Genomic DNA, 22,919 nt, shown 5'->3' on the forward strand with positions numbered 1-22,919 from the left:
TTTATTGGGTTAGCGGGTTTATTATGCTTGAAAATTTAGGTATTACAAACTTATGGACTTATCTTATCGGTGTGATTTTTATTACATTGGTACCAGGCCCTAATTCTCTATTTGTTTTAACGAGTAGCGCAAAATATGGTGTGAAAAATGGTTATAAAGCAGCACTTGGTGTGTTTACTGGCGATGCATTGCTCATTTTTTTATCATTTTTAGGTGTCGCGTCTTTAGTCAAAACGTCTCCTCTATTTTTTAGCGTGATCAAATATGCGGGTGCTGCCTATCTATTTTACTTAGGTATTAAAACGTTATATTCAGTATTGCATAAAAAAGAATCTGCAACAGATGTCGATGGGATCATATTAGAAACAAAAGGGACGTATAAGAAAGCCGTCTTTTTAAGTTTGCTAAATCCAAAAATGATCATTTTTTATGTTTCATTTTTCATTCAATTTATTGACCCAGCGTACCCAAGTGCAGGGGTGCCATTCTTCGTACTCGGCGTAATATTAGAAGTATGTAGCATGTTTTATCTATCAATGCTGATATTTGGTGCTGTTGCAGTGACCAACATGGTCAAACACAATAAAAAATTATCTAAATTTTCAAATAGCTGTATTGGTGCCGTCTTTTTAATGTTCGGTGCGAAATTAGCATTAACAGCCTAATTTATTGATTTATCAATTTTTATCAAAGGGTAGCTGGCGAATATGCCAGCTATTTTTTTGTTTTTAATTTAGCTTTTCAGGTTTTTTCCTGTTTGCCTTCAGAGTGATGCCTGTCATGATGGTGCTAATTTAGTCACGACTAAGTAAGCCGCTGTACAAGGAAGTATAAGTACGGCCATATACAAAACCATCGAGTTGATACTGATTGAGGTTGTTATGCACATTCTGGGATTATTAATCTATTTTATTCCTGCGATTTATTTCGCTGTTCATTCAATAAAGAGTAATCAAAACTCTTATTGGTTATTCATTTTATTTGTTTTTCCAATTTTGGGCTCGGTTGTTTATGCGCTGGTCATTTGGATGCCGGCTATGCGTTATTCCCGCCATGGATATAAGTTAGAAAGAGCGATTAAAAAACAATTAGCACCCAATAAAAGCATCAATCAAGCTCTAAAAGAGTATGAATTAAACCCGACCACGAATAGTTGTGTGACACTGGCAGACGCCTATACGGATAAAGGGGATTATCAAAATGCGATTAAATACTATCAGGAATCACTGCAAGGAATTAATCAGTATTCACCAGATATTATGTTGAAATATGCTGATGTACTGTATGAAGCGGGTGAATACGCACGTTGTAAAGAGACGCTAGACTTATTGTGTGAAAAAAATCCAACGTTCAACTCGAATACAGGGCATTTTTTATATGCTCGTTCTTTAGCACGTCTAGGGTTGGTTACAGAAGCTGATAATGAATTTCGTGCCTTATTAAATCATCGTGACCATATTGAATATAAGGTCGCTTACGCTGAGTTTTTATTTGAACAAAAACGAGTGATTGAAGCGATGCCATTAATTGATGAAGTGATTAAAACTTATTCACTTTTACCTAAAGCGGCACAGAATTATAATAAGCACTGGTATCAAACAGCAGTAAAATTAAAAAATAGTAAGTTAATAGAGTAAGTTATTTTTTAAAAACGTTCATTAAAACATTTCGTTACTGGCTCTCCATCGTTGATATGGAGAGCCAAATTATTGTAATTATTCTTACCCGCGTTTTATATCTCTACCGAATGGAGTGACTGATGTACATTTCCCGAATAGTGGCAATGTTTTCTGTTTCAAATCATCCATCAAGCTATAAATAACAGGAACAAACAGTAAGCTGAGAACGGTTGAACTCATCAAGATACTGATAATTTTATCCATAATAAATTGATAATTTTATCAGCAATACCCTGAAATCACCGTGCACTTAATTGCCGCAGGTGGTCCTATTGATTTTAATAAGGCGGGGCGATCTTGTTCTTCGTCGTAATGATTTCACGTGGGATGACAATATTTATGCGAAGAAAATATGTGCAGAGTGGACGGGTATTATCAAGAAAAGTGATAGCCAACCCTATCATGAGATAAATTTGCTCGTACCAGCCTCCTGGCCCAAAGTTTGGCGTACATGGCAAGCCCGCAGTGGCATCAATTTACAACATAATAAACAAATTAATTTCGAACATTTCTACCTATGTTTGCAGGCTGCATTAGCAGATCAGGGCGTCGCTATCGCATCTTTTCTCATGGTTGCTGATGAAATTAGTACACAACAATTCATGGCTCCAGAAGGGTTTATTGAAGATGGCTCGGCATATTATTTACTTTCACCTAAAGAAATAAAAGCAGATACCCAGCGGCTATTTTTATGGAGTGGTTAGAAACAAATGTGAATCAAACCCTGTTGTTGACTCTGCAATCAGCATAAAATTTGTATAATTTTAAGGGTTTGGTCATTTAATCACCGAACCTACTTGCGTAGTGAAGTTTTTATGCCCTAACTATTTCGCTGCGTGCTATATTTCCAAGAATCGTTTTTGATGTCTTTATGTTGGAGTAAATAATGAGCAAAATTCGGGTTGGTGTCATTTTCGGTGGTAAATCCACTGAGCATGAAGTTTCGTTGCAATCAGCTAAAAATATTATTAATGGATTAGATCGTAGTAAGTTTGATGTTTGCCTTATTGGTATTAATAAAGAAGGGCAATGGCATGAATATGATGAGGCGAGCTTCCTATTACATGGTGATGATCCTGCTCATATCGCGTTAAATACTCCAAAACGTAGCATTGCAGTTGTTCCAGGTAAACAAAGTGAACAATTCATTTCTCTAGAAGATGCTAAGCCTCTCCCGCAAATAGATGTTATTTTCCCAATTGTCCACGGTAACTTAGGTGAAGATGGTTCTCTACAAGGTTTACTGCGTATGGCGAACTTGCCGTTTGTTGGACCGGGTGTTCTAGGCTCATCGGCTTGCATGGATAAAGATGTCACCAAACGCCTTTTAAGGGATGCAGGGTTACATATTGCACCATTTATTACGCTATTGAAAAGTGGTCGTGGTGAAATCAGCTATGCTGCAACGGTTGAGAAACTGGGCTTACCATTATTTATTAAACCGGCTAACCAAGGTTCATCGGTTGGGATCAGTAAAGTTAATAATGAAAGCGAGTTTAACGCAGCATTAGATTTTGCATTCTTATTCGACGTAAAAGTACTGATTGAAAGCGCAGTAAAAGGGCGTGAAATCGAGTGTGCGGTGCTTGGAAATGAACATCCACTCGCTAGTCCATGTGGTGAAATCGTGCTGCATGACAGCTTCTATGCTTATCATACTAAGTATATTGATGAAAATGGAGCGTCTGTTGTTGCTCCGGCGGATTTAGAGCAGGATGTGAGTGAAAAAATCCGCACAATTGCGCTTGAAGCTTATCAAGCTTTAAACTGCAGTGGTATGTCACGCGTTGATGTATTTTTAACAGAAACGAATGATGTTGTGATTAATGAAATCAACACATTACCGGGTTTCACAAATATCAGTATGTATCCGAAACTATGGCAACAAGGTGGTATGACTTATCAAGAACTGATCAGTCGTTTAATTGAACTTGGGATTGAAAAATTCCAGCAAACAGCCGCGTTAAAAACAGCCTGTGATGAAATTTAATCTCTGATATTTATGTAAGCTTTGCCGATAGCAGACAGCTATCGGCAATATCACTATAAAGTTAACGCATTAATTCACTAGGTTTTTGTTGCACCAAACATAATTGATGTAACGGAACAACGGCTCAAATCCAAATTTTTTATATAAATCAAATCCTGCTTCTGAAGCATCTAAAAAGCAATGCTCGACTCGTTGCTGGCGACAAAATGCGAGAGCATAATCAATAAGCTGAGAAGCATAGCCTTTACCCTGAAACTTAGGTTCAGTACCGATATCGTCGAAACGCGCCAATTCGCCTTCAATGGTCACCGTCATGGATGTTGCGGGCTCTCCATTCACTAATAAGACTAGATGGAATTGTGGTGCGCCTTGCTGCAAGGCATCTTCGTGGTAGCGAACATACTCTTGGATCACTGTATCGTGCTCTTCTGAAAGATAGAAGGCAGAAACTAATGGTTTAGCCCAAAGAGATAAATCATGGTTTGCAAGTACGATATCTACCTGATTATCAGGCAAATCAACTTCTTTTTGCTGTGACAAAGTTAGCGCCATTGCTGTAGTGACGCTGTCACGTTTATAGTTAAGTGCTTCAATATCTTTGACGACTTTTGGTAACATCTCTTCAGGGATCACCAAGGTGTGGTTCTTTTTCTGTGATACAAAGAGGTTGTACGCTTGCATAAAAGCATGATGGGTAGAGTCGGGTTGCAGATAGATAAAATTGAACGCTGGGGAATTTAATGGCGTTAAATAACAAATTGTATGTTGTGCAATCTGGATACTGTGCTCACAAATCGAAGTCCAAAACGTCTTTTCGATCGATTGGTAATGTCGTAAATAGTAGAGCGGTATGTTCATTAGTCAGTTACCTGATACAAAATGTGTTAGTTAAAATGGAGCAAATAACAAATCTGACCCCATGTAAAATTCTGTTAACTTATTGGCAGTAAAGCCTTTGTGATCTATCTATTGATAATAACTAAACCTTTAAAATCAGCAACCGTTGCGGTAGTTGTCATCCTATTTTTGGCTTTAGATCTCACTCTTGTGCAACGCTTTCACTGTTATTAATCAATATCTATAAAGTAAATTTAAAGATGAGTTAAGGCGTTTCGTGCGATATGCAGATAGATTGTCATTTGATGCTATCTTACATTGCTCATTTACTCTATAAAATGTCATGTAAATTTATAAAAAGCTTTGTAACTCAATGAGATTATCTTACTAATTTTTCTATTATGATAGTAGAAATAAAGAGATCGTACCTGCATAAATATGCTAAATAGAGTGACGTAAATAAGATGAATGGCGTTATAAATCGCGACTACTCAGGATTGGTATACAAAATTAAATATCAAAAAATAAGTTTGATAGATGCCCAACTAAAGAGTTTTTAGCTTAGTAAAATAGGCAAGCGTATTTGGCTCTACATGATGCGTCTTTAGGCAAATAGCAGTCCAAAAAACATTGTCTAAGGAGTAAAAACACACTTCGTTGTGAGTCATTTTATGGGATCCTAATAAATTAACTGAAAGTTCCTAGTCTATTGATGAAATTGAGATTGCTGTCACCATAGTACATGGGATAGCATTTATTGAATTAAGAGAAGATTAAGGAATTTTTGTGAATAATATCCCCGAAACCATTACGTTCTTTGAGCGTTTATTACCACTGGTTGTTTCTGGTGAAAAAGTGATCACTATTCGTGATGAAAGTGAGAGTCATTATGTGCCAGGCTCGGTTGTCAAAGTCTATGCTTTAGAAACCGGTGATTACTACACCGATATTGAAATACTTTCTGTTGAGCCGCTTAACTACGATGATATTTCAGAGTATCACGCGACTCAAGAAGCGATGACATTGGAGACGTTGAAAGCCTTAATTCGTGAAATTTATCCAACAGAAAATTGCCTGTATGTTATTCATTATCGATTAACAACGGTAAAAGCCGAATCACGATAACGGTTTTTCACTGCGTTATAAATGCTTTTGTGGCTGGAGATACATCACTGTAATATTTGGTATTATCAAGGTAGGGGTAACTAATAAATACCGAGTATAAAATAGACGCTCTATGGAAATAACTGACGCCATAGAGCGATATTTATTATTTAATGGTTTTGTTGATTTCTGAATAGGCGAAAAGGGCTTGAGCGCCGCCAGTATGGACAAATAATACCGATGTTTTTTCAGAGGAATTGTCTAAATAATCAATTAAACCCGCCATCGCTTTACCAGTATAAACTGGGTCAAGAAGGATCCCTTCTTTTTGAGCTAATAGCGCTATTGCATCTAAGCCACCACGATTTGGCATGCCATACATTGGCGCAAAAAAATCATCCCAAAGTGTAATTTCCGGTGTGTTTTTAATTTGCAGTAATTCTGCTAACTCATTTTGCAGCTTTTCAACTTTTGGCGCCTGATCTTGCTGTGTACGAGAAACGGTGACACCAATGAGTTGTGAAGTAGGGAGTAATTCTTGTAAGCCGATCGCTAAGCCAGCGTGAGTTCCAGCGCTACCAGAAGCCACAATCACTTTATCAAATTCAATATTGGTCGGTTTTTGTTGGGCAATTTCAATCGCACATTGAACGTAACCTAATGCGCCCAGACCGTTAGAGCCGCCGACAGGGACGATATAAGCATCTTGCAAGTCTAACGATTTAATTAACTCTGCCATTTGTGCTTGTGGATCGGTTAATTCATCACACATTATGCATTGAGTACCAAATAAATCGGTGAGTAGTTTATTGCCATTATGCAGGAAATTGCTGTCTTCACTTTGAATAGGATTTTCTAATAAAGCGACACATTTTAGCCCGTACATTGCCGCTACGGCAGCAGTTTGACGGACATGGTTAGATTGAATTGCACCCGCTGTCACGATAATCTTTGCATTTTGGGCTAAGGCATCCGCCATTAAAAACTCAAGTTTACGCAACTTATTTCCGCCCATTGCTAACGGCGTCATATCATCGCGTTTAATGTAGATTTCTCGACCATATAAACGCGATAAATTATCGAGTCGATTTAATGGGGTCGATGCTTTAAGCAAGTCAACTTTTGCGAATTGAGTTAATTTTTGTTGAAGAGACATCTAAATTCCCCTGTATTAATTGGTAAAGCCTAAATAGAGATAAATGGCAAGTACGAAGCTTGCGGTCACTAATGCATAAGGCATTTGAGTGCGAATATGTTCAATATGATCACAATCGGTGGCCATAGAGGCAACAATGGCATCGGCAGAAATTGGTGAAGTCATGTCACCGAAAATAGACCCTGAAATGGCTGCACCAATCATATACTCAATTGGCATGCCGACGGATAGGCCTAATTGGACGCCAATTGGGATCATTATGGCGAAAGTTCCCCATGACGTCCCCGTTGCCAACGACATAATGGCACTAATAATAAAGATAAAACCGATAGAAAAACCGGGAGCCATGATCCCTTGGGTAACTTCAGCAATATAAGCACCCGTATTCAATTCAGAAGATACATTTCCCATTAGGAAAGCTAAAATCATGATGGAGCTGATTTTTAACATGCTGGCATAGCCAATAAATAGCTCTTTAAAGAAGTTATCGATATTTAATAACCTTCTTCCTATAAACCAGCAGAAAGAAACAGCGGTACCGAACATGACCCCCCAATAAACGGATGTTGAACCACTTCCTTTACTGAAATCACCATTGCCTGTGATATATAAGGCAACTGGAACCATTAAGACAGTCGAAAGAATAGGGATGAAAAAGTTCAAGGCTGAATGGGCATTTGGATGCTCAATAATTTCTTCCTCTTCATTTTTAAGAGAGGATTCGGTTAATTTTCCGGCTATGAAATTTTCTTGATATTTCACTTCGGCTTTTTTCATTGGTCCCCACGAAACATTGGTGAACACATAGAATAAAATGGTGGCCAATGATAGCCATGCCATTAAGTTGTAGCCGATAGATTTAATTAAAATATCGAAGGGTTCACCTGAAATAAGACCTTGGGAAATTTGTACACCAATTAGCCCCATAATAACCGCACCCCAACCATTTATAATGGCTGATGAACAAACGGAAACGCAGGCTGTTTGAATAAGATAGGACATCTTTTCAGGGGCAACGCCATATTGTCTGGCTAAATTCTTAGTGGATGCCCCCGCGACTAACTGGTTAATCGAACTTTCAATAAAAATTAAGGCAGTGATAACAATGGCGAGTAATTGTGTCGCCGTTCTATTCTTAATTAATTTTGTTTTATTTGTTAGTAACTGAACTAATGCACGAACGCCGCCTGTGACGACGACTAGGCGCATGATCCCACCAATCATAACCATAAAGACGATGGTGCGAGTATTACCTGCGGAGGAAAATGTATCGATGATCCCATCCACAGTTCCGCGAATGCCGAGTAATACATTGTGGTCATTAATGACGGTAAAACCGACTAAAATGCCTAGCATTAATGAAAGCATCACCTGGCGAGTGAGGATAGCCAAAAGGATAGTGACAATTGGTGTGATAATTGTCCAAATACCATAGTCGTGCATGTGTTTACCTTGGATATTTTTATTGTATGACGTGTGGTTTGTAAGTATCCGGAAATCATAGCATTAATGGGAGTAGGCTGTCGGATATTTTCATTATATTGCAGTAGATTGTTACAAAATCCATGCTAAAAGTCAGATAAACTGCAAGATTATGGCATTGAAGGATTACGCTATCTTTTTGAGATAACGTAATAAGGGTAATTAAACTTGTGACTGCCATTATTGATGAATTAATTTTTGAAGATATTTCGTATTTATGCCGCCGTTTTAAACAACATACAGGTACGATATTAAGTGAGTTTAAAAAAGAGTGAATAATAATTAACTCGGGTCGATTTTTGTCGAATATTTTTTAATAAAATCAATAAAGCAACGTAGTCTTGGTGAAACGGCGTGATTGCGATAATAGACAGCATTAATCGGCTGTTTTATTGTTACCGTTTTTTGTTCTAGCACCTTCACGAGCCCGCCATTGGCAAAAGCATCTAAACTTACAAAATCGGAAGACGAGAGAATACCCGTCCCTTGCAGTGCTAAGTGATGCAGTACTTCGCCGCTGGCACAGGCGATATTGGGGGTAATTTTGAGTAAGCTGCCATCGGCGTTTTCAAGTGGCCAGTAATTTAATGACTCTGGCGTGGTGAAACCGAGCAAACAATGCTTATTGAGATCCTCTATCGTTTCCGGTATTCCATATTTTTCTAAGTAAGCAGGGCTAGCAACCAGCCTTTTTTGGGTATAACCCAATAGTGTTGCACTGAGTGAAGAATCCTTTAACGTACCAATTCTAAACGCGACATCCGTCTTTTTCTCTAATAGGTTTGTCACACCTTCATAGTTATTTATTTCTAATTCAACCTGGGGATAGCGCTCATAAAATAATGGGATCAGCGGAGCGATAACATGGGTTAAAAATGGGGTTGAGGCATCAATGCGTAGCTTACCTGATGGAATTGATTGGCGAGCAGACAGCAAATCTTCTGCTTCTTGAGCTAGCCTGACTATTTCTCGCGCTTTTTGCAAAAATGCGGCACCTTCATCACTGAGTTTAATTGCGCGAGTAGTTCGGTAAAGCAGCGTAGTGTTGACTTTCTCTTCTAAGCGCAATAATGCGCGACTAACGGTAGATATCGTCATGCACTGCTGGTCGGCTGCCGCCGTAATGGAGCCATAATCGACCACGCTGATAAATGTCTGGAGCTCTTCTAATGTAATTTTCATTATTGCAGTTTCCGCAAAAGTTATTCTCACCATAAAGGGTTTTTCACTCGCTTTCAATATGGAAGAATTGCCGCCGGTCAATTGAGATTGGTTTATAAGGCATAAAAATGAGAATAAATACAGCATTGCTCGCGTTATCTGTTGGGGCATTCGCCATTGGCATTACCGAATTTTCTCCGATGGGAATGCTTCCCTATATCGCTGAAAACCTTAATGAAAGTATTCCTTCTGTCGGTGCGATTGTGGTGATTTATGCGCTAGGGGTAATGATTGGAGCACCGATCATGACGCTATTGCTAGTGAGTCAGCGTCCAAAAATTGCGTTGGTTTTTTTAATGGCGATTTTCACGGTGGGGAATTTATTATCGGGTTTAGCGCCCAACTTGGTGACGCTGTCACTTTCAAGGTTGATTACTAGCCTAAATCACGGTGCATTTTTTGGTTTAGGTGCAATTGTGGCGGCCAGTGTGGTTCCTGCGGGTAAACAAGCGAGTGCGATTGCGGCGATGTTTATGGGGCTGACCATCGCGGGCATTGGTGGAGTTCCATTAGTCACTAAAATAACGCAATTAATCGGTTGGCGTGAGGCATTCTATTTAATTTCGGGTATTGGATTACTCACAATCGCTAGTTTAATTTTTGCTATTCCTGCGCATCTACAAGGTAGTCAGGTTAACGTTAAAAACGAATTGCGTATATTAAGACGCCCATTAGTGATGTTAGGTATGTTATCGACGGTACTCGGAGCAAGTGCAATGTTTACCTTATATACGTTTATAACGCCAATGTTGATGAGTTTTATTCAAGCATCAGATCAGACAATTACAATGATGTTAATGGTAATTGGCGTTGGTTTTAGTATCGGTAATTATCTTGGTGGCTATTTTGCGGATAAAAATTTATATCCAACCTTATTAACCTTGTTTGTATTATCGGCAATAAGCATGATGGTGTTCCCGATAATTGCGACAAATATCGCTGGTGCAACCATTGGTTTATTATTCTGGAGCATTGTCAGCTTTGCATTAGTGCCACCAATTCAAATTTTAGTGATGAATGCGGCCGTTGGCGCGCAAGCGCTAGCATCCTCCGTGAATATTGGAGCATTTAATTTGGGAAATGCCATTGGAGCGGCTGTTGGTGCGGCGATTTTATCCCATGGCTACAGCTACATGATGATGAGTTTTATGGGAGCATTATTGGCGATAGTCGGGTTTATGGTGATTTTGCTGATCGTGCGTCGAAAAAACAGTGAAATACAAACGCAGGACATGATGTGTAGTGCGAATTAAAAAGCAAGGTTTAGAGTGTTCGGCATATAATAACTAGAAATACTGATCACGGTAAAATCAGTAAAGGGTTAAATAAATGTCGACGAAAAATTAATGTATCACAAATGAGTAGCCTTCAAGATGAGCATCTTGAAATAGAAAAAAGAAACCCGCTAATGATAGCCATTAGCGGGCAAGTAAGTATAAGGAATATCATCTATACAGCGGATTACGTTTACCGCAATTACAATGCGAGCGTTTGTTTATTTTTAATTCGCATGCCGTTAAGCATACTCAGCCATGCCAGCACTGTCACCGCCATTAATATAATAAAGATAAAATACGGAGGAAGTTCAGTTAGAACGAAGCCCGTCATCATTGGGTTAAATGCTCCGCCAAGTAACCCCAACGATTGAGCAGAAAAATAGCTGGATTTCATGCCTTCAGGGGCAATGCTGTCAATTAACATATATTCCCCCGGTGCGTAAATCAATTCTCCCAAAGTGAAGATAAATGAGCCTAACGCCCATAAATAGAGGTTATCTCCAGAACCCATAAAGACCGATAACCCCCCTAAAAAGAATATGCTACCAATGGTCATCAAGCGTCTTAAGTTATCCTGCGTAATGCGCTTGCCCACCGTATATTGCAGTGTGACAACGACGACGGCATTGACGGGTAAAATTACGCCAATCACCGCTTGTGCAAAGTCACTGTTAGCAATGGTGATCACATATTGGGAGATCCACGTGGTAAAAGAGCCGAAAACGAGTGAACCGAGAAATGTGGAGAGAATAAACCAAGCCAGTGCACGGTCGTGGAGCATCGCTTTGGGGTTCCACACTCTAGGTTGACCATCGACATGGCTAGCAGGTTTAGTGCTTTGAACAAAACGCTGGATAAAAAAGATTGGGGCGGCAGCGGACACAGCGGCCAGCCAAAAAGGTAAATTAATGCTGTACATTAATAGCCATGTACCTATTGGCGGTCCTACTGTCCAGCCGATATTGATAAAGGTGTAGTTGAGCGAAAACACTTTGGTTTTTAAGGATAAAGCCAAAGTATCTGCAAAATAACCTTTTAAAACAGTCGAAAAAACAGAATAAGAGCAGTTAATCAGCGAGAAAAATATAATCACCAATAGTGCATTGTTCATGAGCGGAATTGCGATAAATCCACAAATAAACGCGACCACGGCAATCAGCATGCAGCGTTTTTTATCGACTTTGTCCGCCAGCATGCCAAATCCCATACTGAATAATACACCGACCGTTAAGGCGATAGTCATAGCAATACCGACGATGTCGATCGCCATATGGTATTGACGTGTCAGATAAATCGCCATAAATGGTAATGTGGCGCCGCGTCCGATGGTTAATAGCAGCGAAGACGCGAGCAGTGCAGTATTAGAGATATTGGATTTCGAAAACATGGCTCACGACCTAAGGTGCTATATTTTTATAAAAACGACAGCTATAAAAATGTGTTATGTAATTTTGTTATATAAAATACATAAAATTACAGCGCCAAGAAACGGGTTATTGGGGCGGGAAATCAAAACAATATTTTGATCACGCTATTGTCCCATAGCCAACCAATTATCTGGCTAAAGATGGCGGCGGCACAGATAGTAGAGTTATCTGCTATCAGCTTAACTGCATAAAAAATCAATTAATTATTGACTCATCATCCGATTTAATCGGCATATAAACCAATAGCCGGTTGCCTTTCTCAATATCAAAAGTCAGCGAGGTGTAATCATATTGCTGAGCGCGATTTTGATAAATAATATCTCTGACTCCAGTACATGGCTGGTAAATCTCATGGCGATGCCATAAATCATAGAATATAGATGATTCCGTACTTAACGTTTCAATGAGTTTTTTAATATTAGGATCGTGTTTGGTACGTGCATAATCTCGGCGGAAACTGGCTAATAGTTGCTGTGCGACCTGTGACCAGTTTGCAAATAGCTCTTGATAACGCGGGTCCATAAACAATAAATACAAAAAATTACGGTAGTAAGGTTCGGCTTGTGAGAAATGGAAATATTCGTCTGCTTGTGAGTTATAGGCCAGTACATAGGCGCAGCCGTTGGTGCGACGGTTGCTTCGGTGATCTTGCAGTATGGATTGATCCATTTCGAAGAGGAAAACTCTCTAGAAACTTTACGTCAAGCAACCTGCTTAAGCTTGAGTTTCAATGTGATCATGGCGGTATGTGCGGCGTTGTTGCTGAAATGGTTGGTCAGGAAAGCGAACTTCAAACCCTGTTCGAATCATTAAAAAGAGCGCAAGAGAATGCGCTCTTTTGATAAAACAAGGTCGTTATAATGAGGCGAGATAAATTCGGCGGCTCACTTCAGGGGTAATATCACGATGCTCACCAAGTGTTACCATGCTATGCGCCACGAGGCTTTCGACTAAAGGCTCCACGATATCTTGGTGGAGCTGATAATCTTTAAAACGAGTTTTCACTTGCATCGCTTCGAAAAAATCTCTTGTTAATTCAATAGCTTTTAGTGCCTTCTCTTTTTCGCTGCCTTCACGGATATCCCAAACGCGTTCTGCATACTGTGCCATTTTCGCTTGTTTCTGAGGCAGTTTTTCTTCCATTAGGGAAGGCAGGATGATGGCTAAGGTTTGAGCATGATCTAAACCGTAGAGAACGGTGATTTCATGACCTAACATGTGGGTTGCCCAGTCTTGCGGTACGCCAACACCAATTAAACCATTTAACGCTAATGTTGCTGTCCACATTAAATTGGCGCGAACATCGTAATTGGTTGGATTTGCTAAGGCTTTCGGACCAATATCGATTAAGGTTCTCAATAAACCTTCAGCAAATGCGTCTTGAACATTAGCATTCACAGGGTAGGTGAGGTACTGCTCGATAACGTGAACAAATGCATCCACAACTCCATTACTGATTTGGCGAGGCGGTAATGTGTAGGTTTTAACGGGGTCTAAAATAGAAAATTGAGGGAAAACTTTGTCACTCATAAAGGCTAATTTTGCGTGTAATTCCTCACGGGTGATCACAGAGCCTTTGTTCATTTCAGAGCCAGTCGCTGGGAGGGTTAACACTGAACCAAAAGGTAATGCGTGCGCAATAGTGGCGCCGCCGCTGGTCACTACTTCCCATTTATCCCCAGCGTAATTGACTGCCGCAGCGATAAATTTAGTGCCATCAATGACGGAGCCACCGCCAACGGCCAGTAAAAAATCATAACCTTCGCGTTCAATTTGTGCGACAGCTTTGATTAACGTTTCATAACGAGGGTTAGCTTCAATTCCCCCAAAATAACCAATTTGGCGATTTTTCAATGCACTCGCAACTTCATCGAGGGTACCATTTTTGCGGGCACTTTCACCGCCAAATAGCACAAGGACTTTTGCATTCGAGGGGACCAATCGGTCTAATTCGCTTATTTTACCTTCACCAAAAACAATGCGCGTTGGGTTGTAAAACTCAAAATTATTCATATACAAACCTTTGATTGGGAATTGCAGGAGATGTCATTTGGCATCGATTAGGGTTAAAAATGTAGATATTGGTTAAGTATACACTCTAAATTATTCAAATATTGATCAAAAAGTTTGATGGGCCTTATTCTAGTAACCCTAATATTTAAAATGAAATGACTTTAAGCGAATGAAAAGGAGCCAAATGAATATCAGCGTATACTTTTATTGGACAAAATCCTAAAGCAAGTGAGTGTATTTGCCCGCAATGTCATCATATCTCGTTAATTTTTAATTTATGTCATGTTAATTTTAAGTCGTTGCATTAAGATGATAGAAAGCTATTAAGCTTGATCATCAAAGGTAAACATCAAAGGTAAACGAATACATTATGCGGCGGTTCATTCAGTTAGACCTTCCTCCAGAGCCTGTTATTAATGAAAAGTGTGTCCATAAGCGCTTGAAAAATAGTGTTTGTGGCAACTGTGCAAGCAGTTGCCCTGTAGGTGCGATTTCATTTGGTTTTATGGATGCGAAAATTGATAATGAGCTGTGTTATCAATGCGGTAACTGCCTGTTTAGCTGTCCTGTCGATGCCATTGAAAATATTCAACCCCATGAACGAACCTACCAAAATGGCTTTTTAGTTATCAGCCATGATGAGCCGCTTGCTAGCCCTGAAGAATTGATTGTTTGGCATCGCCAATATGCCATTCGCGGTATGCAAATTCCTGAACCGTTGGTGGACAAATGGTTACCCACTTTAGCGGCATTAAATTTAAAACTGGAAGTATTACAAGAGCCTATTTGGAGTTTGGCCATCACCAAACCTACGGAAGTAGACAGTGGGCGGCGCAGAATGCTTTTTCGTCAAAAATTAGATAGCCAACCATTAGATAGTGGCAAGGTCAAAACGGGATTGAATGCCAGAAAACAGTTTTATCCAGAAGATAGCTGGTTCCATATTGCGTTAGATACCGCAAGCTGCATTTTATGTGGCGCTTGCGCAAAAGTGTGTGATGAGCAGGCCATTGAGCTTAAAGATCATCAATTTAGTTTAGATGATAAGCGTTGTACCGGCTGTATGAGTTGCCAAGTAGTTTGTTTCCCAAAATCAATTCAAGTTCATCCTCACGTGGCAAAAAATAGTGAACCGTTGCATTTCCACTATTACGATGGAATATGTCAGAAGTGCCAATTGTCTTTTTCGGCATGGACTGCGGATGAAACGATGTGTCCAATTTGCAGGCAACATAAACAGCAAGGTTGGTTATAAATACACGATGAAACTTATAAATAAGCGCCTTTATTTAAGCGCTTATTTATAAAATGAAGTTTGTTATTTAACTTCACTATCTTGCATATTCTCAATAATCATTTCAGCAATTTGAGGGTTTAAGGCGGGTGGCGTATCGTGCCCCATACCATCAATCACTTCTAATTTTGCCGTTTCAATATTATCAAAAATATCCTGACCTGAAGTGACGGGGAATAATGGATCAACAGAACCGTGGATCACCAGCGTTGGGGCCGTGATGGCACTGAGGAGAGGCCTCAAATCACCCGTTACTGCAACGGCTGCAAGCTGACGTTTAGTGCCTTCAGGAGAGTAGTTTCGTTGGAATGCTTGTGTAATATAGTCACGACAATTTTCTTCATCAAACGGCACACATGTTGAGCCAATGCGGCGATAAAATTCGAGTTGCCCTACAACATAGCCTTCAAAATCCTGTTTAGGATCTACACTAGGAGACATCAGCATTTGCATGACGTCTGGTTCGCTTTGTGGCAATTGCGGATTGCCAGTTGATGACATAATTGGGCAAAGTGAAAGAATGCGGCTCGGAATTTTTGATGCAATCACTTGCGCTATCATTCCTCCCATCGAACGTCCCACAATATGGGCTTTCTCGATGGATAAGCTATCTAGCAAAGCGATAATATCATCGGCCATTTCGAATAAAGTGTAGGGAACATCAACATGTTCGCCGTTTTTTAAGCGTTCAGCTAATTCTCCGATATTCAATGGCGGGGCATTATCTAAATGCGGTGATAAGCCAGCATCACGGTTATCGGGACGGATAATATAAAAGCCTGCATCGGCAATTTGTTGGCAAAATTCTGATCTCCAACTGATGTTATGTCCACCTAATCCAGCAATAAGTACAACAGCAGGGTGTTCAGGCAGACCAAAGGTATCGTAATACAGTGTTAATGGTGCTGTTTTTGTCATTTTATTTCCCTATTTTTGGTGATAGCTATTTATGCAATAACTCAGCAAGAAAGGCTAGCGCTAAAAAAAACAATCGTTACTAATTTAAACGCCATTTACTTTAGTTATTAATAGGAAATCGACTTTGTTAGAGAACTTAGTGAGCTTTTTTCTGGTAATAATTGATCACTAACAGAGTAAGCTCAGCAACAAATGACCATATCGCGATACGTAAATTGCTAACGAATTTTAACTGTCTTTTTTGGCATATAAATAGACGGAAGCTCGTGAAACCCCAAGGTGTTGCGCGATGGTATCCATGGATTTTTTAATATCAAGAAGACCTTCTTTGCGTAAAATCTCGATTAAAGCAACGCGGTCATCAGCTTTCAGGGTTCGCGGTGTGGCGGCAATGGAAGCGGCATATTGATCGATGCGAGTACGGATCGCCTCGCTGCCATTAGGTTCCAGATGCTCTTTGACTGGGCTGGATCCTACTTCCGTAAATTGTGACAGCATGCTTTGCATACTGCGAAATTGGGTCATATCTAAGTTGAGGCACAATGCGGCAACATATTGCCCAGTTTCATCTTTGATGCCGATGGATGTGCTCTTGGCTGGGCGTCCATCTGGAAATTGATTGGCATAATTGGCGATGATATTGGGGAAATCGGTCGATTCAATACGGGCGAGACCCAATTCGGTTGTTGGTTGACCTTCTTGGCGTCCAGAGAGGTTGTTATGAATCGAAATAATCGAATGTTCTGGGTTTTTCAGGTCATGAACAACCACTTCACAGAAGGGGGCGAAGGTTTTACTTAACCCTTGTGCTATGGCTTCAATTTGCGCTAATAAACTGTTTTCTTGTAGTTTCGCCATGACTCTACCCCTTCATCTATTTTGGATATCTCTTTAAATATTAAACTATTTTTTTCAATTCTAATAGAGAAGGGGCATAAATTGCTTAAGCTAACATTAATTCTGCGAAGCGTTTAATGTCTACATTTCCGCCGCTGATAATAATCCCAACGCGTTTACCGTGCAGCTGTTCTTTCATTTTTAAGGCGGCAGCGAAAGAGAGGCAACCTGTCGGCTCCACAATTATTTTCATGCGTTCAGCGTAGAACTTCATGCGATCGACTAATTGCGCATCGGTCACGGTTAAAATGTCATCCACATTCTGTTTGATCAGCTCAAATGTGTAGTTCCCCACATGTTGAGTTTGTGCGCCATCCGCGATAGTTTTTGGTGTCTCGATGTGCACAATTTTTCCGCTCCGAAAAGATTGCTGCGCATCATTACCGGCTTCAGGTTCAACGCCATACACTTTGCAATTTGGTGATAATGCGCGCGCTGCGAGTGCGCATCCAGAAAGTAAGCCACCGCCGCCTAAGCACACAAATAGGGCATCCAGCTCGCCAACGTCCTCAAACAGCTCTTTAGCTGCAGTACCTTGACCCGCAATAATATCCACATGATCGTAAGGCGGAATGATGGTCAATCCTTCTTTCTCAGCAAGATCGCGACAAAGTTGCTCTCTATCTTGGGTATAACGGTCAAATTTAATCACGTTGGCACCGTAGCCTTGGGTGGCAGCAACTTTGACTTCTGGGGAGTCAATTGGCATCAAAATGGTGGCTGGAATGTTCAACATTTGCGCTGCTAGCGCGATACCTTGAGCATGGTTTCCTGAAGAAAATGCGATAACTCCCGCTTTCTTTTGCGCAGGGGTGAATTGTGATAGAGCGTTTAAAGCACCGCGAAACTTAAATGCCCCCATACGTTGGAAGTTTTCACATTTAAAGAATAACTCAGCGCCAAACTCATTGTTGACCGTTGTAGACGTCATCACTGGGGTTTTATGTGCAATACCTGCAATGCGCTGTGCTGCGGCTTCGACATCTTGATACGTCGGTAATGTTAATTCAGACATGATATACCCCATGATTAAATGGCTGATTGGTAATAACTTGATTTTTATAACAACGAGTTTACCGCTACAGCGGTCGCTTCAATTTCAATTTCTGCACCAAAATGCAGTTCATTGACACCCGCAACAGCGCGAGCAGGACGAAACTCGCCAATCCAATTGGCATAAATTTGATTAAACACCGGCCAGTTGTCCATATCCGCGATATAAACCCGAACTTGAACCAACTGTTGCCGACCGACACCACTGGCAGACAAGCAAGCATCTAAATTGGCTAGCACAAGTTCAGCTTGCTGAGCAAAGGAGGCATCCGCGTGGACATTCCCTTGGCTATCTGTGGGTAATTGCCCCGATACAAACACGAAACCATTAGCAGTAACTGTGTGTGAATAGTGTCCTCTTGGTGGGATCAACTGGGGAGCATTCGTGTAAATGATATCGGAGTAAACGATATTGGTAGAAACGGTATTTCGGCTCATTGACTTTCCTCATTCGGAAATTTTATTTATACAATAAGTCTAATATTAGATTATATGTTTAGTCAATGGCTTTTTTGCTGGTTAAATGAACTAAAAACTCTCGTCAATTTGCCGATGATACCTGAGCAGACCAGACTAAAAATGAGAAAAATTGTTATAGACGGCATTTTGCTCACAACTTCATACATGACTAGCCAATCTTCCATAATCGGGGGGATTTGAAGCAAGAATTGAGAAAATAACGGGGGAATAATTAAATTATTGGTATTTAATTCCAGATGAATAATTAAGCAATAAAGTTAAATAATCAGGAATAAGAATAATCAAATTGAGATGAATAACTAAAAATGATAAGAAGTTGTTATATAACTACATTTAGGAAATTAACATGGCTAAAATTACCTTTGACCTTCTGGCTATTTATGGCGAAAAAGGGGTGACCGCAGGATTACAATATTTACAAGAATCCCTGCTTCCTTTCGCTGCATTTGAAGAAAGCTTACCCAAATCGCTCTTTGATTATGTCATTGAGGGTAACTCCCCTGAAATTCTCATGAAACTGGGGCAGTTGGACAAAGAAAAAGCCACAATCTTATTAGACAAACCGGGAACGGTGGATTGGTGGTGGGGAAACCACAGTTTTGATGCCGGCTCGTATAGCAAAGTGATCCGTCAAGGTAAAAATGCTCGCCATAAACTGTATTCCAAAGTGGGTGATGATATTACGCCCGCGCAGATCGCCCGTTTTGCTAAAGTGCTCGCGGCAGCTTGCCAAGAGGTGAATATCAAAATTCTGACACCAGAATTGCCGTCTTGGATGCTGTATTTACTGTGTGATGCGTTTGTAACCACCTTTGAAAATTCACGGCATGCTAAATATGAACACCGTAAACATTGGAACTACGAGCTGCTCAGTCAGTTAGTGGAGAATGAAGCGGAACAAGCAGGTAACACCGTGCTATACGGTATTTTTGATAGACAAAACCTGTCTGATTATCACTACGAAAATATGGCGTTATTATTCGCTATTCCAGGTTTAAAAGAATACTTAATTGCTGAGCAAAGTTTTATTCGCCAAAGCCTGCTGAGCAATTTATCCGCCAGTGGTCAGATTCAATTGATTGACACACTGAAAAAAGACGAAGTTCTGTATAGCGAGTTTGCTGATGTTCTCGTGCTATTGGCAACCAGCTCACTGAAAACGGTGCGCTCAGCGGCTGAGCCAGTGATGTCTATCCTGCCGGAAGAGGGGGTTAAAACCCATTTAACCAAAGTGTTGCTTGAAGGAACACCGAAACAGCGTACGCAAGCGGCGGATCTGTTCGCCCGTATTGGTAAAGATAGAGATATTCTTGAAGCAGCGTTAAAAGTGGAAACCAACAAAACCGTCCTCAAGAGTATTGAAAGCGCAATTTCTCGTTTTGATGTAATGGATTGTGCAAGCGAAGTGGAAGCGGTAGAAATTCCAGACGTTATCCCGATGGAAGATACGCCATTGCCAGCGAGCGCAGTCGATATTTTGGTGTCTAACTTCCGTGAAATGCTGCAAAAAGCGAAAGAAAATGCTGAGCGTGAACGGGAAGAAAATAAGCAAGAAAAGCATAAATACACGTGGTCACAACGCCATTACAAAGAGTTTAGTCAACACAGTGAAGACGAATGTGCGGACTTATTAACTAAATTAAACTCGGGTGTTGGGGTGATCTCTGATCATGGATACAATGTCATCAAACACAAAGAGCGCATTAATAATTTACCGGAATTCACGCTATTCCACGCATTGCGTTTACTGAGTCATAACCGTTCTGATGTTGAACATTTTTCTCATTATCAACTCACTCGTGAAGTCCCTGTTCGTATCCTGTCGCAGCTCGATTTACGTCAATTAGAAAAAGGGCTTGAGCACTGTCATTTTAAAAACGCGAGCCGTTTAATTGCTGACTTATGCCTGCGCTCATACAGTGATGGATTAGGGCTATTTAGAGCGCCGGAACAAATTTGGCCGTTCTTTATGCAGTACCCTGATTTCCTAAGTGAAGCACTGGGTCTTATCCCGCAGCATCAAGGGCACCGTTCTTACCAAGAATATGATGCGTCCAACGCGGTAGCGATTTTAGGTAAATACCCGACCATTCCTGCACGATTTATTCCCCGCATTATGGAACTGGCATTGGGAGAAAATAAAACCCACCGCTTAAGCGCTCAAAAACTACTGGAAACCTTACCGAGTATTCACGTGAATGCGGCAGAAGGCCTTGATTCCGGTAAACAAGAGATCCGCGTTACTGCCATCGAATGGCTAGCTCGCTTAAAACACCCAGATTCACTAAAACCGCTGTACGCGTTGCTGAAAAAAGAGAAGCGCGAAGTGGTAAGAGCCGCATTATTAACGGCATTAGAGCAATTTGGCGAAGATATTTCCGGTTACTTAGCACCGAAAGTTCTGCTGGCAGAAGCGCAAAAAGGTTTAAAAGCCAAAGCACCAGCCAGCATGGCATGGTTTGATCTGGAAGCCATTCCAGCCATGGCCTGGCAAGATAATAAAAAGGTGGATGCGGACATCATCCGCTGGTGGATCATTCTGGCGGTGAAGTTAAAAATGCCGGCGGGTAATGGGCTATTACAGCGCTATATCAGCTTATTATCATTAGACAGCCAGCGTAAGTTAGGCAGCTTTATTCTCAACAGTTTTATTAGCCAAGATGTGGCGGGCCCGTCACTGGAAGCGGCGATGGCGGAAGCACAAAGAGACGCGCCATCACGCTTGAAAAACTACCAAGACTGGGTAAAACGTTGGCCAGAATACTATGCCAAGTATGAAAACTTCACCCTTGAGCAGACCATTAACGAGATTAAAAACGAAGTATTAGGTCGTTATTTAGGCTCAGCTATCAGTGAAAAAGGGATGCTCGCGCTGATTTGTGGGGTGGAAGGACATGTTGCCGTGACCATGCTGCGTAACTATATGCGTGACCATTACCAGCGCCGCGCTCAAATTGAAGCGATGATTGACGCGATTGCTGTCAGCAACGATCCGCTGATCATCCAGCTTTTATTATCATTATCGCGCCGTTATCGCACCGCATCAGTCCAAGAAAAGGCCCGTGGGCTCGTTGCGGATATCGCACAACGTAACGGTTGGAGCGCGGATGAATTGGCAGACAGAACCATTCCAACTGCGGGTATGGATGAAACGGGGACTTTAGTACTGGAATATGGCGATCGTACGTTTACTGCCAAACTCGATGCTCAGCAAAAACTGGTATTATTTAACCCAGAAGGTAAAGAGATCAAAGCACTGCCAGCTGCACGTAAAACTGACAACGAAGAGTTGATTAAAGAATCGAAAAAACTCCTGACGTCCAGCAAAAAAGAGCTTAAGCAAGTTATTGAATTACAAACTGCACGTCTGTACGAAGCGATGTGTGCAGAGCGTCTGTGGAGCACGGCAGATTGGCAGGAATATATTCAAAATCATCCCGTGATGCGTGGGTTGATTGAACGATTGGTTTGGTTAGAGGTGAAAGATGACCAAGTGATCAATCAATTCCGTCCATCCGATGATGGTTGCCTATTGAACCTTGATGACGATGAAGTTGAATTAAGTGCCGATTCCAGCATCAAGCTGGGTCATGGGGCGTTATTATCAGACGCAGACCGTACGGCGTGGATTGCTCACTTTAAAGATTACAAAGTCAAATTCCTATTCTCGCAGATGGATCACACCATTCCAGATCTGGCGCTAACGCTCACGGAAATCGAAGATAGAAAAGGCTGGCTAACGGATACCTTCACCTTGCGCAGCGTGTTAACCAAAATGGGTTATCAGCGCGGTCAAGCGGAAGACGGCGGAAGTTTCTGTCATTACTTCAAATATTTCTCCAGCCTAGATTGCTATGTGTATATGGAATTCAGTGGTAGCTATGTCCCAGAAGAAAATATCCCTGCGGTGTTGTATTCCTTGAGCTTCGACCAAGCACAAAAAAGCTCGTGGGATAGAGGCTATGTGGAGCTGAAAAACGTGCCGCCGATCCTGTTAGCCGAAAGCTATGCTGACTACCTGAAAGTCGCGGATGCCTGTAGCGGGTTTGACCCTGAATGGGAAAAGAAAACCCCGTGGTAATCATTGATTA

19 protein-coding genes are annotated in these 22,919 nt (G+C 41.0%); 8 read left to right on the forward strand and 11 right to left on the reverse strand.

The window, feature by feature from the left end; all coding sequences use genetic code 11:
* The first annotated feature begins 23 nt into the window (after positions 1-23).
* From leuE to ddlA, 4 genes are all read left to right on the forward strand, one after another.
* Complete coding sequence (gene leuE / locus LDO51_RS15690) at positions 24-665, forward strand: leucine efflux protein LeuE (RefSeq protein ID WP_225575314.1); 642 nt, start codon at positions 24-26, stop codon at positions 663-665.
* Between the two features lie 372 nt (positions 666-1,037).
* Positions 1,038-1,637, forward strand: a complete 600-nt coding sequence (locus LDO51_RS15695) for a tetratricopeptide repeat protein (RefSeq protein WP_225575315.1) — start codon at positions 1,038-1,040, stop codon at positions 1,635-1,637.
* A 314-nt stretch (positions 1,638-1,951) separates the two neighbouring features.
* Entirely contained in the window at positions 1,952-2,383 is a 432-nt protein-coding gene (locus LDO51_RS15700) for a hypothetical protein (RefSeq protein WP_225575316.1), read from the forward strand.
* A gap of 182 nt (positions 2,384-2,565) precedes the next feature.
* Entirely contained in the window at positions 2,566-3,669 is a 1,104-nt protein-coding gene (ddlA, locus tag LDO51_RS15705; RefSeq protein WP_225575317.1) for a D-alanine--D-alanine ligase, read from the forward strand.
* A gap of 69 nt (positions 3,670-3,738) precedes the next feature.
* Here ddlA and LDO51_RS15710 read toward each other — a convergent pair whose 3' ends face one another.
* Positions 3,739-4,527: a GNAT family N-acetyltransferase gene (locus LDO51_RS15710; RefSeq protein ID WP_225575318.1), complete on the reverse strand. Its 789-nt coding sequence runs from the start codon at positions 4,525-4,527 to the stop codon at positions 3,739-3,741.
* Between the two features lie 765 nt (positions 4,528-5,292).
* Between LDO51_RS15710 and yqfB the strand changes: the two genes are divergently transcribed.
* Complete coding sequence (gene yqfB, locus LDO51_RS15715; protein WP_225575319.1) at positions 5,293-5,631, forward strand: N(4)-acetylcytidine aminohydrolase; 339 nt, start codon at positions 5,293-5,295, stop codon at positions 5,629-5,631.
* A 145-nt stretch (positions 5,632-5,776) separates the two neighbouring features.
* Here yqfB and LDO51_RS15720 read toward each other — a convergent pair whose 3' ends face one another.
* From LDO51_RS15720 to LDO51_RS15730, 3 genes are all read right to left on the reverse strand, one after another.
* Entirely contained in the window at positions 5,777-6,766 is a 990-nt protein-coding gene (locus LDO51_RS15720) for a D-cysteine desulfhydrase (protein WP_225575320.1), read from the reverse strand.
* Between the two features lie 15 nt (positions 6,767-6,781).
* Positions 6,782-8,209, reverse strand: a complete 1,428-nt coding sequence (locus tag LDO51_RS15725; protein WP_225575321.1) for a Na+/H+ antiporter NhaC family protein — start codon at positions 8,207-8,209, stop codon at positions 6,782-6,784.
* 321 nt (positions 8,210-8,530) lie between these two features.
* Positions 8,531-9,430 (reverse strand): LysR family transcriptional regulator, encoded by a 900-nt coding sequence (locus LDO51_RS15730; protein ID WP_225575322.1) that lies wholly within the window; start codon positions 9,428-9,430, stop codon positions 8,531-8,533.
* Between the two features lie 107 nt (positions 9,431-9,537).
* On the opposite strand from LDO51_RS15730, the gene LDO51_RS15735 reads away from it, so the two are divergent.
* Positions 9,538-10,722: an MFS transporter gene (locus LDO51_RS15735; RefSeq protein ID WP_225575323.1), complete on the forward strand. Its 1,185-nt coding sequence runs from the start codon at positions 9,538-9,540 to the stop codon at positions 10,720-10,722.
* A gap of 223 nt (positions 10,723-10,945) precedes the next feature.
* On the opposite strand, the gene ydeE is transcribed toward LDO51_RS15735, so the two are convergent.
* The 3 genes from ydeE to LDO51_RS15750 all read right to left on the reverse strand — a co-directional run bounded on the left by ydeE (position 10,946) and on the right by LDO51_RS15750 (position 14,186).
* On the reverse strand, positions 10,946-12,133 hold the full coding sequence (gene ydeE, locus LDO51_RS15740) for an efflux MFS transporter YdeE (protein ID WP_225575324.1): 1,188 nt from the start codon (positions 12,131-12,133) through the stop codon (positions 10,946-10,948).
* 235 nt (positions 12,134-12,368) lie between these two features.
* Positions 12,369-12,842 (reverse strand): hypothetical protein, encoded by a 474-nt coding sequence (locus tag LDO51_RS15745; protein ID WP_225575325.1) that lies wholly within the window; start codon positions 12,840-12,842, stop codon positions 12,369-12,371.
* Positions 12,843-13,028: 186 nt separating this feature from the next.
* Positions 13,029-14,186, reverse strand: coding sequence for an iron-containing alcohol dehydrogenase (locus LDO51_RS15750; protein WP_225575326.1), 1,158 nt, complete (start codon positions 14,184-14,186; stop codon positions 13,029-13,031).
* A gap of 370 nt (positions 14,187-14,556) precedes the next feature.
* On the opposite strand from LDO51_RS15750, the gene LDO51_RS15755 reads away from it, so the two are divergent.
* Entirely contained in the window at positions 14,557-15,441 is an 885-nt protein-coding gene (locus LDO51_RS15755) for a 4Fe-4S binding protein (protein ID WP_225575327.1), read from the forward strand.
* A 63-nt stretch (positions 15,442-15,504) separates the two neighbouring features.
* On the opposite strand, the gene LDO51_RS15760 is transcribed toward LDO51_RS15755, so the two are convergent.
* The 4 genes from LDO51_RS15760 to LDO51_RS15775 form a co-directional block, all read right to left on the reverse strand.
* Positions 15,505-16,398, reverse strand: coding sequence for an alpha/beta fold hydrolase (locus LDO51_RS15760; RefSeq protein ID WP_225575328.1), 894 nt, complete (start codon positions 16,396-16,398; stop codon positions 15,505-15,507).
* A 228-nt stretch (positions 16,399-16,626) separates the two neighbouring features.
* Positions 16,627-17,256: a helix-turn-helix transcriptional regulator gene (locus LDO51_RS15765; RefSeq protein ID WP_225575329.1), complete on the reverse strand. Its 630-nt coding sequence runs from the start codon at positions 17,254-17,256 to the stop codon at positions 16,627-16,629.
* 85 nt (positions 17,257-17,341) lie between these two features.
* Positions 17,342-18,310, reverse strand: coding sequence for a threo-3-hydroxy-L-aspartate ammonia-lyase (locus LDO51_RS15770; RefSeq protein ID WP_225575330.1), 969 nt, complete (start codon positions 18,308-18,310; stop codon positions 17,342-17,344).
* A gap of 44 nt (positions 18,311-18,354) precedes the next feature.
* On the reverse strand, positions 18,355-18,786 hold the full coding sequence (locus LDO51_RS15775) for a RidA family protein (protein WP_225575331.1): 432 nt from the start codon (positions 18,784-18,786) through the stop codon (positions 18,355-18,357).
* A gap of 388 nt (positions 18,787-19,174) precedes the next feature.
* Between LDO51_RS15775 and LDO51_RS15780 the strand changes: the two genes are divergently transcribed.
* On the forward strand, positions 19,175-22,909 hold the full coding sequence (locus LDO51_RS15780; protein ID WP_225575332.1) for a DUF4132 domain-containing protein: 3,735 nt from the start codon (positions 19,175-19,177) through the stop codon (positions 22,907-22,909).
* The last annotated feature ends 10 nt before the right edge of the window (positions 22,910-22,919 follow it).

This window comes from Providencia alcalifaciens (genome assembly GCF_020271745.1).
GTDB lineage: Bacteria > Pseudomonadota > Gammaproteobacteria > Enterobacterales > Enterobacteriaceae > Providencia > Providencia alcalifaciens_B.

Bases quoted from the DNA above. Each gene is read 5' to 3' on its own strand.
- leuE (WP_225575314.1), top strand. From the start codon at position 24: ATGCTTGAAAATTTAGGTATTACAAACTTATGGACTTATCTTATCGGT.
- LDO51_RS15695 (WP_225575315.1), top strand. From the start codon at position 1,038: ATGCGTTATTCCCGCCATGGATATAAGTTAGAAAGAGCGATTAAAAAA.
- ddlA (WP_225575317.1), top strand. From the start codon at position 2,566: ATGAGCAAAATTCGGGTTGGTGTCATTTTCGGTGGTAAATCCACTGAG.
- LDO51_RS15710 (WP_225575318.1), bottom strand. From the start codon at position 4,527: ATGAACATACCGCTCTACTATTTACGACATTACCAATCGATCGAAAAG.
- LDO51_RS15720 (WP_225575320.1), bottom strand. From the start codon at position 6,766: ATGTCTCTTCAACAAAAATTAACTCAATTCGCAAAAGTTGACTTGCTT.
- LDO51_RS15725 (WP_225575321.1), bottom strand. From the start codon at position 8,209: ATGCACGACTATGGTATTTGGACAATTATCACACCAATTGTCACTATC.
- LDO51_RS15730 (WP_225575322.1), bottom strand. From the start codon at position 9,430: ATGAAAATTACATTAGAAGAGCTCCAGACATTTATCAGCGTGGTCGAT.
- LDO51_RS15735 (WP_225575323.1), top strand. From the start codon at position 9,538: ATGAGAATAAATACAGCATTGCTCGCGTTATCTGTTGGGGCATTCGCC.
- ydeE (WP_225575324.1), bottom strand. From the start codon at position 12,133: ATGTTTTCGAAATCCAATATCTCTAATACTGCACTGCTCGCGTCTTCG.
- LDO51_RS15745 (WP_225575325.1), bottom strand. From the start codon at position 12,842: ATGGATCAATCCATACTGCAAGATCACCGAAGCAACCGTCGCACCAAC.
- LDO51_RS15750 (WP_225575326.1), bottom strand. From the start codon at position 14,186: ATGAATAATTTTGAGTTTTACAACCCAACGCGCATTGTTTTTGGTGAA.
- LDO51_RS15755 (WP_225575327.1), top strand. From the start codon at position 14,557: ATGCGGCGGTTCATTCAGTTAGACCTTCCTCCAGAGCCTGTTATTAAT.
- LDO51_RS15760 (WP_225575328.1), bottom strand. From the start codon at position 16,398: ATGACAAAAACAGCACCATTAACACTGTATTACGATACCTTTGGTCTG.
- LDO51_RS15765 (WP_225575329.1), bottom strand. From the start codon at position 17,256: ATGGCGAAACTACAAGAAAACAGTTTATTAGCGCAAATTGAAGCCATA.
- LDO51_RS15770 (WP_225575330.1), bottom strand. From the start codon at position 18,310: ATGTCTGAATTAACATTACCGACGTATCAAGATGTCGAAGCCGCAGCA.
- LDO51_RS15775 (WP_225575331.1), bottom strand. From the start codon at position 18,786: ATGAGCCGAAATACCGTTTCTACCAATATCGTTTACTCCGATATCATT.
- LDO51_RS15780 (WP_225575332.1), top strand. From the start codon at position 19,175: ATGGCTAAAATTACCTTTGACCTTCTGGCTATTTATGGCGAAAAAGGG.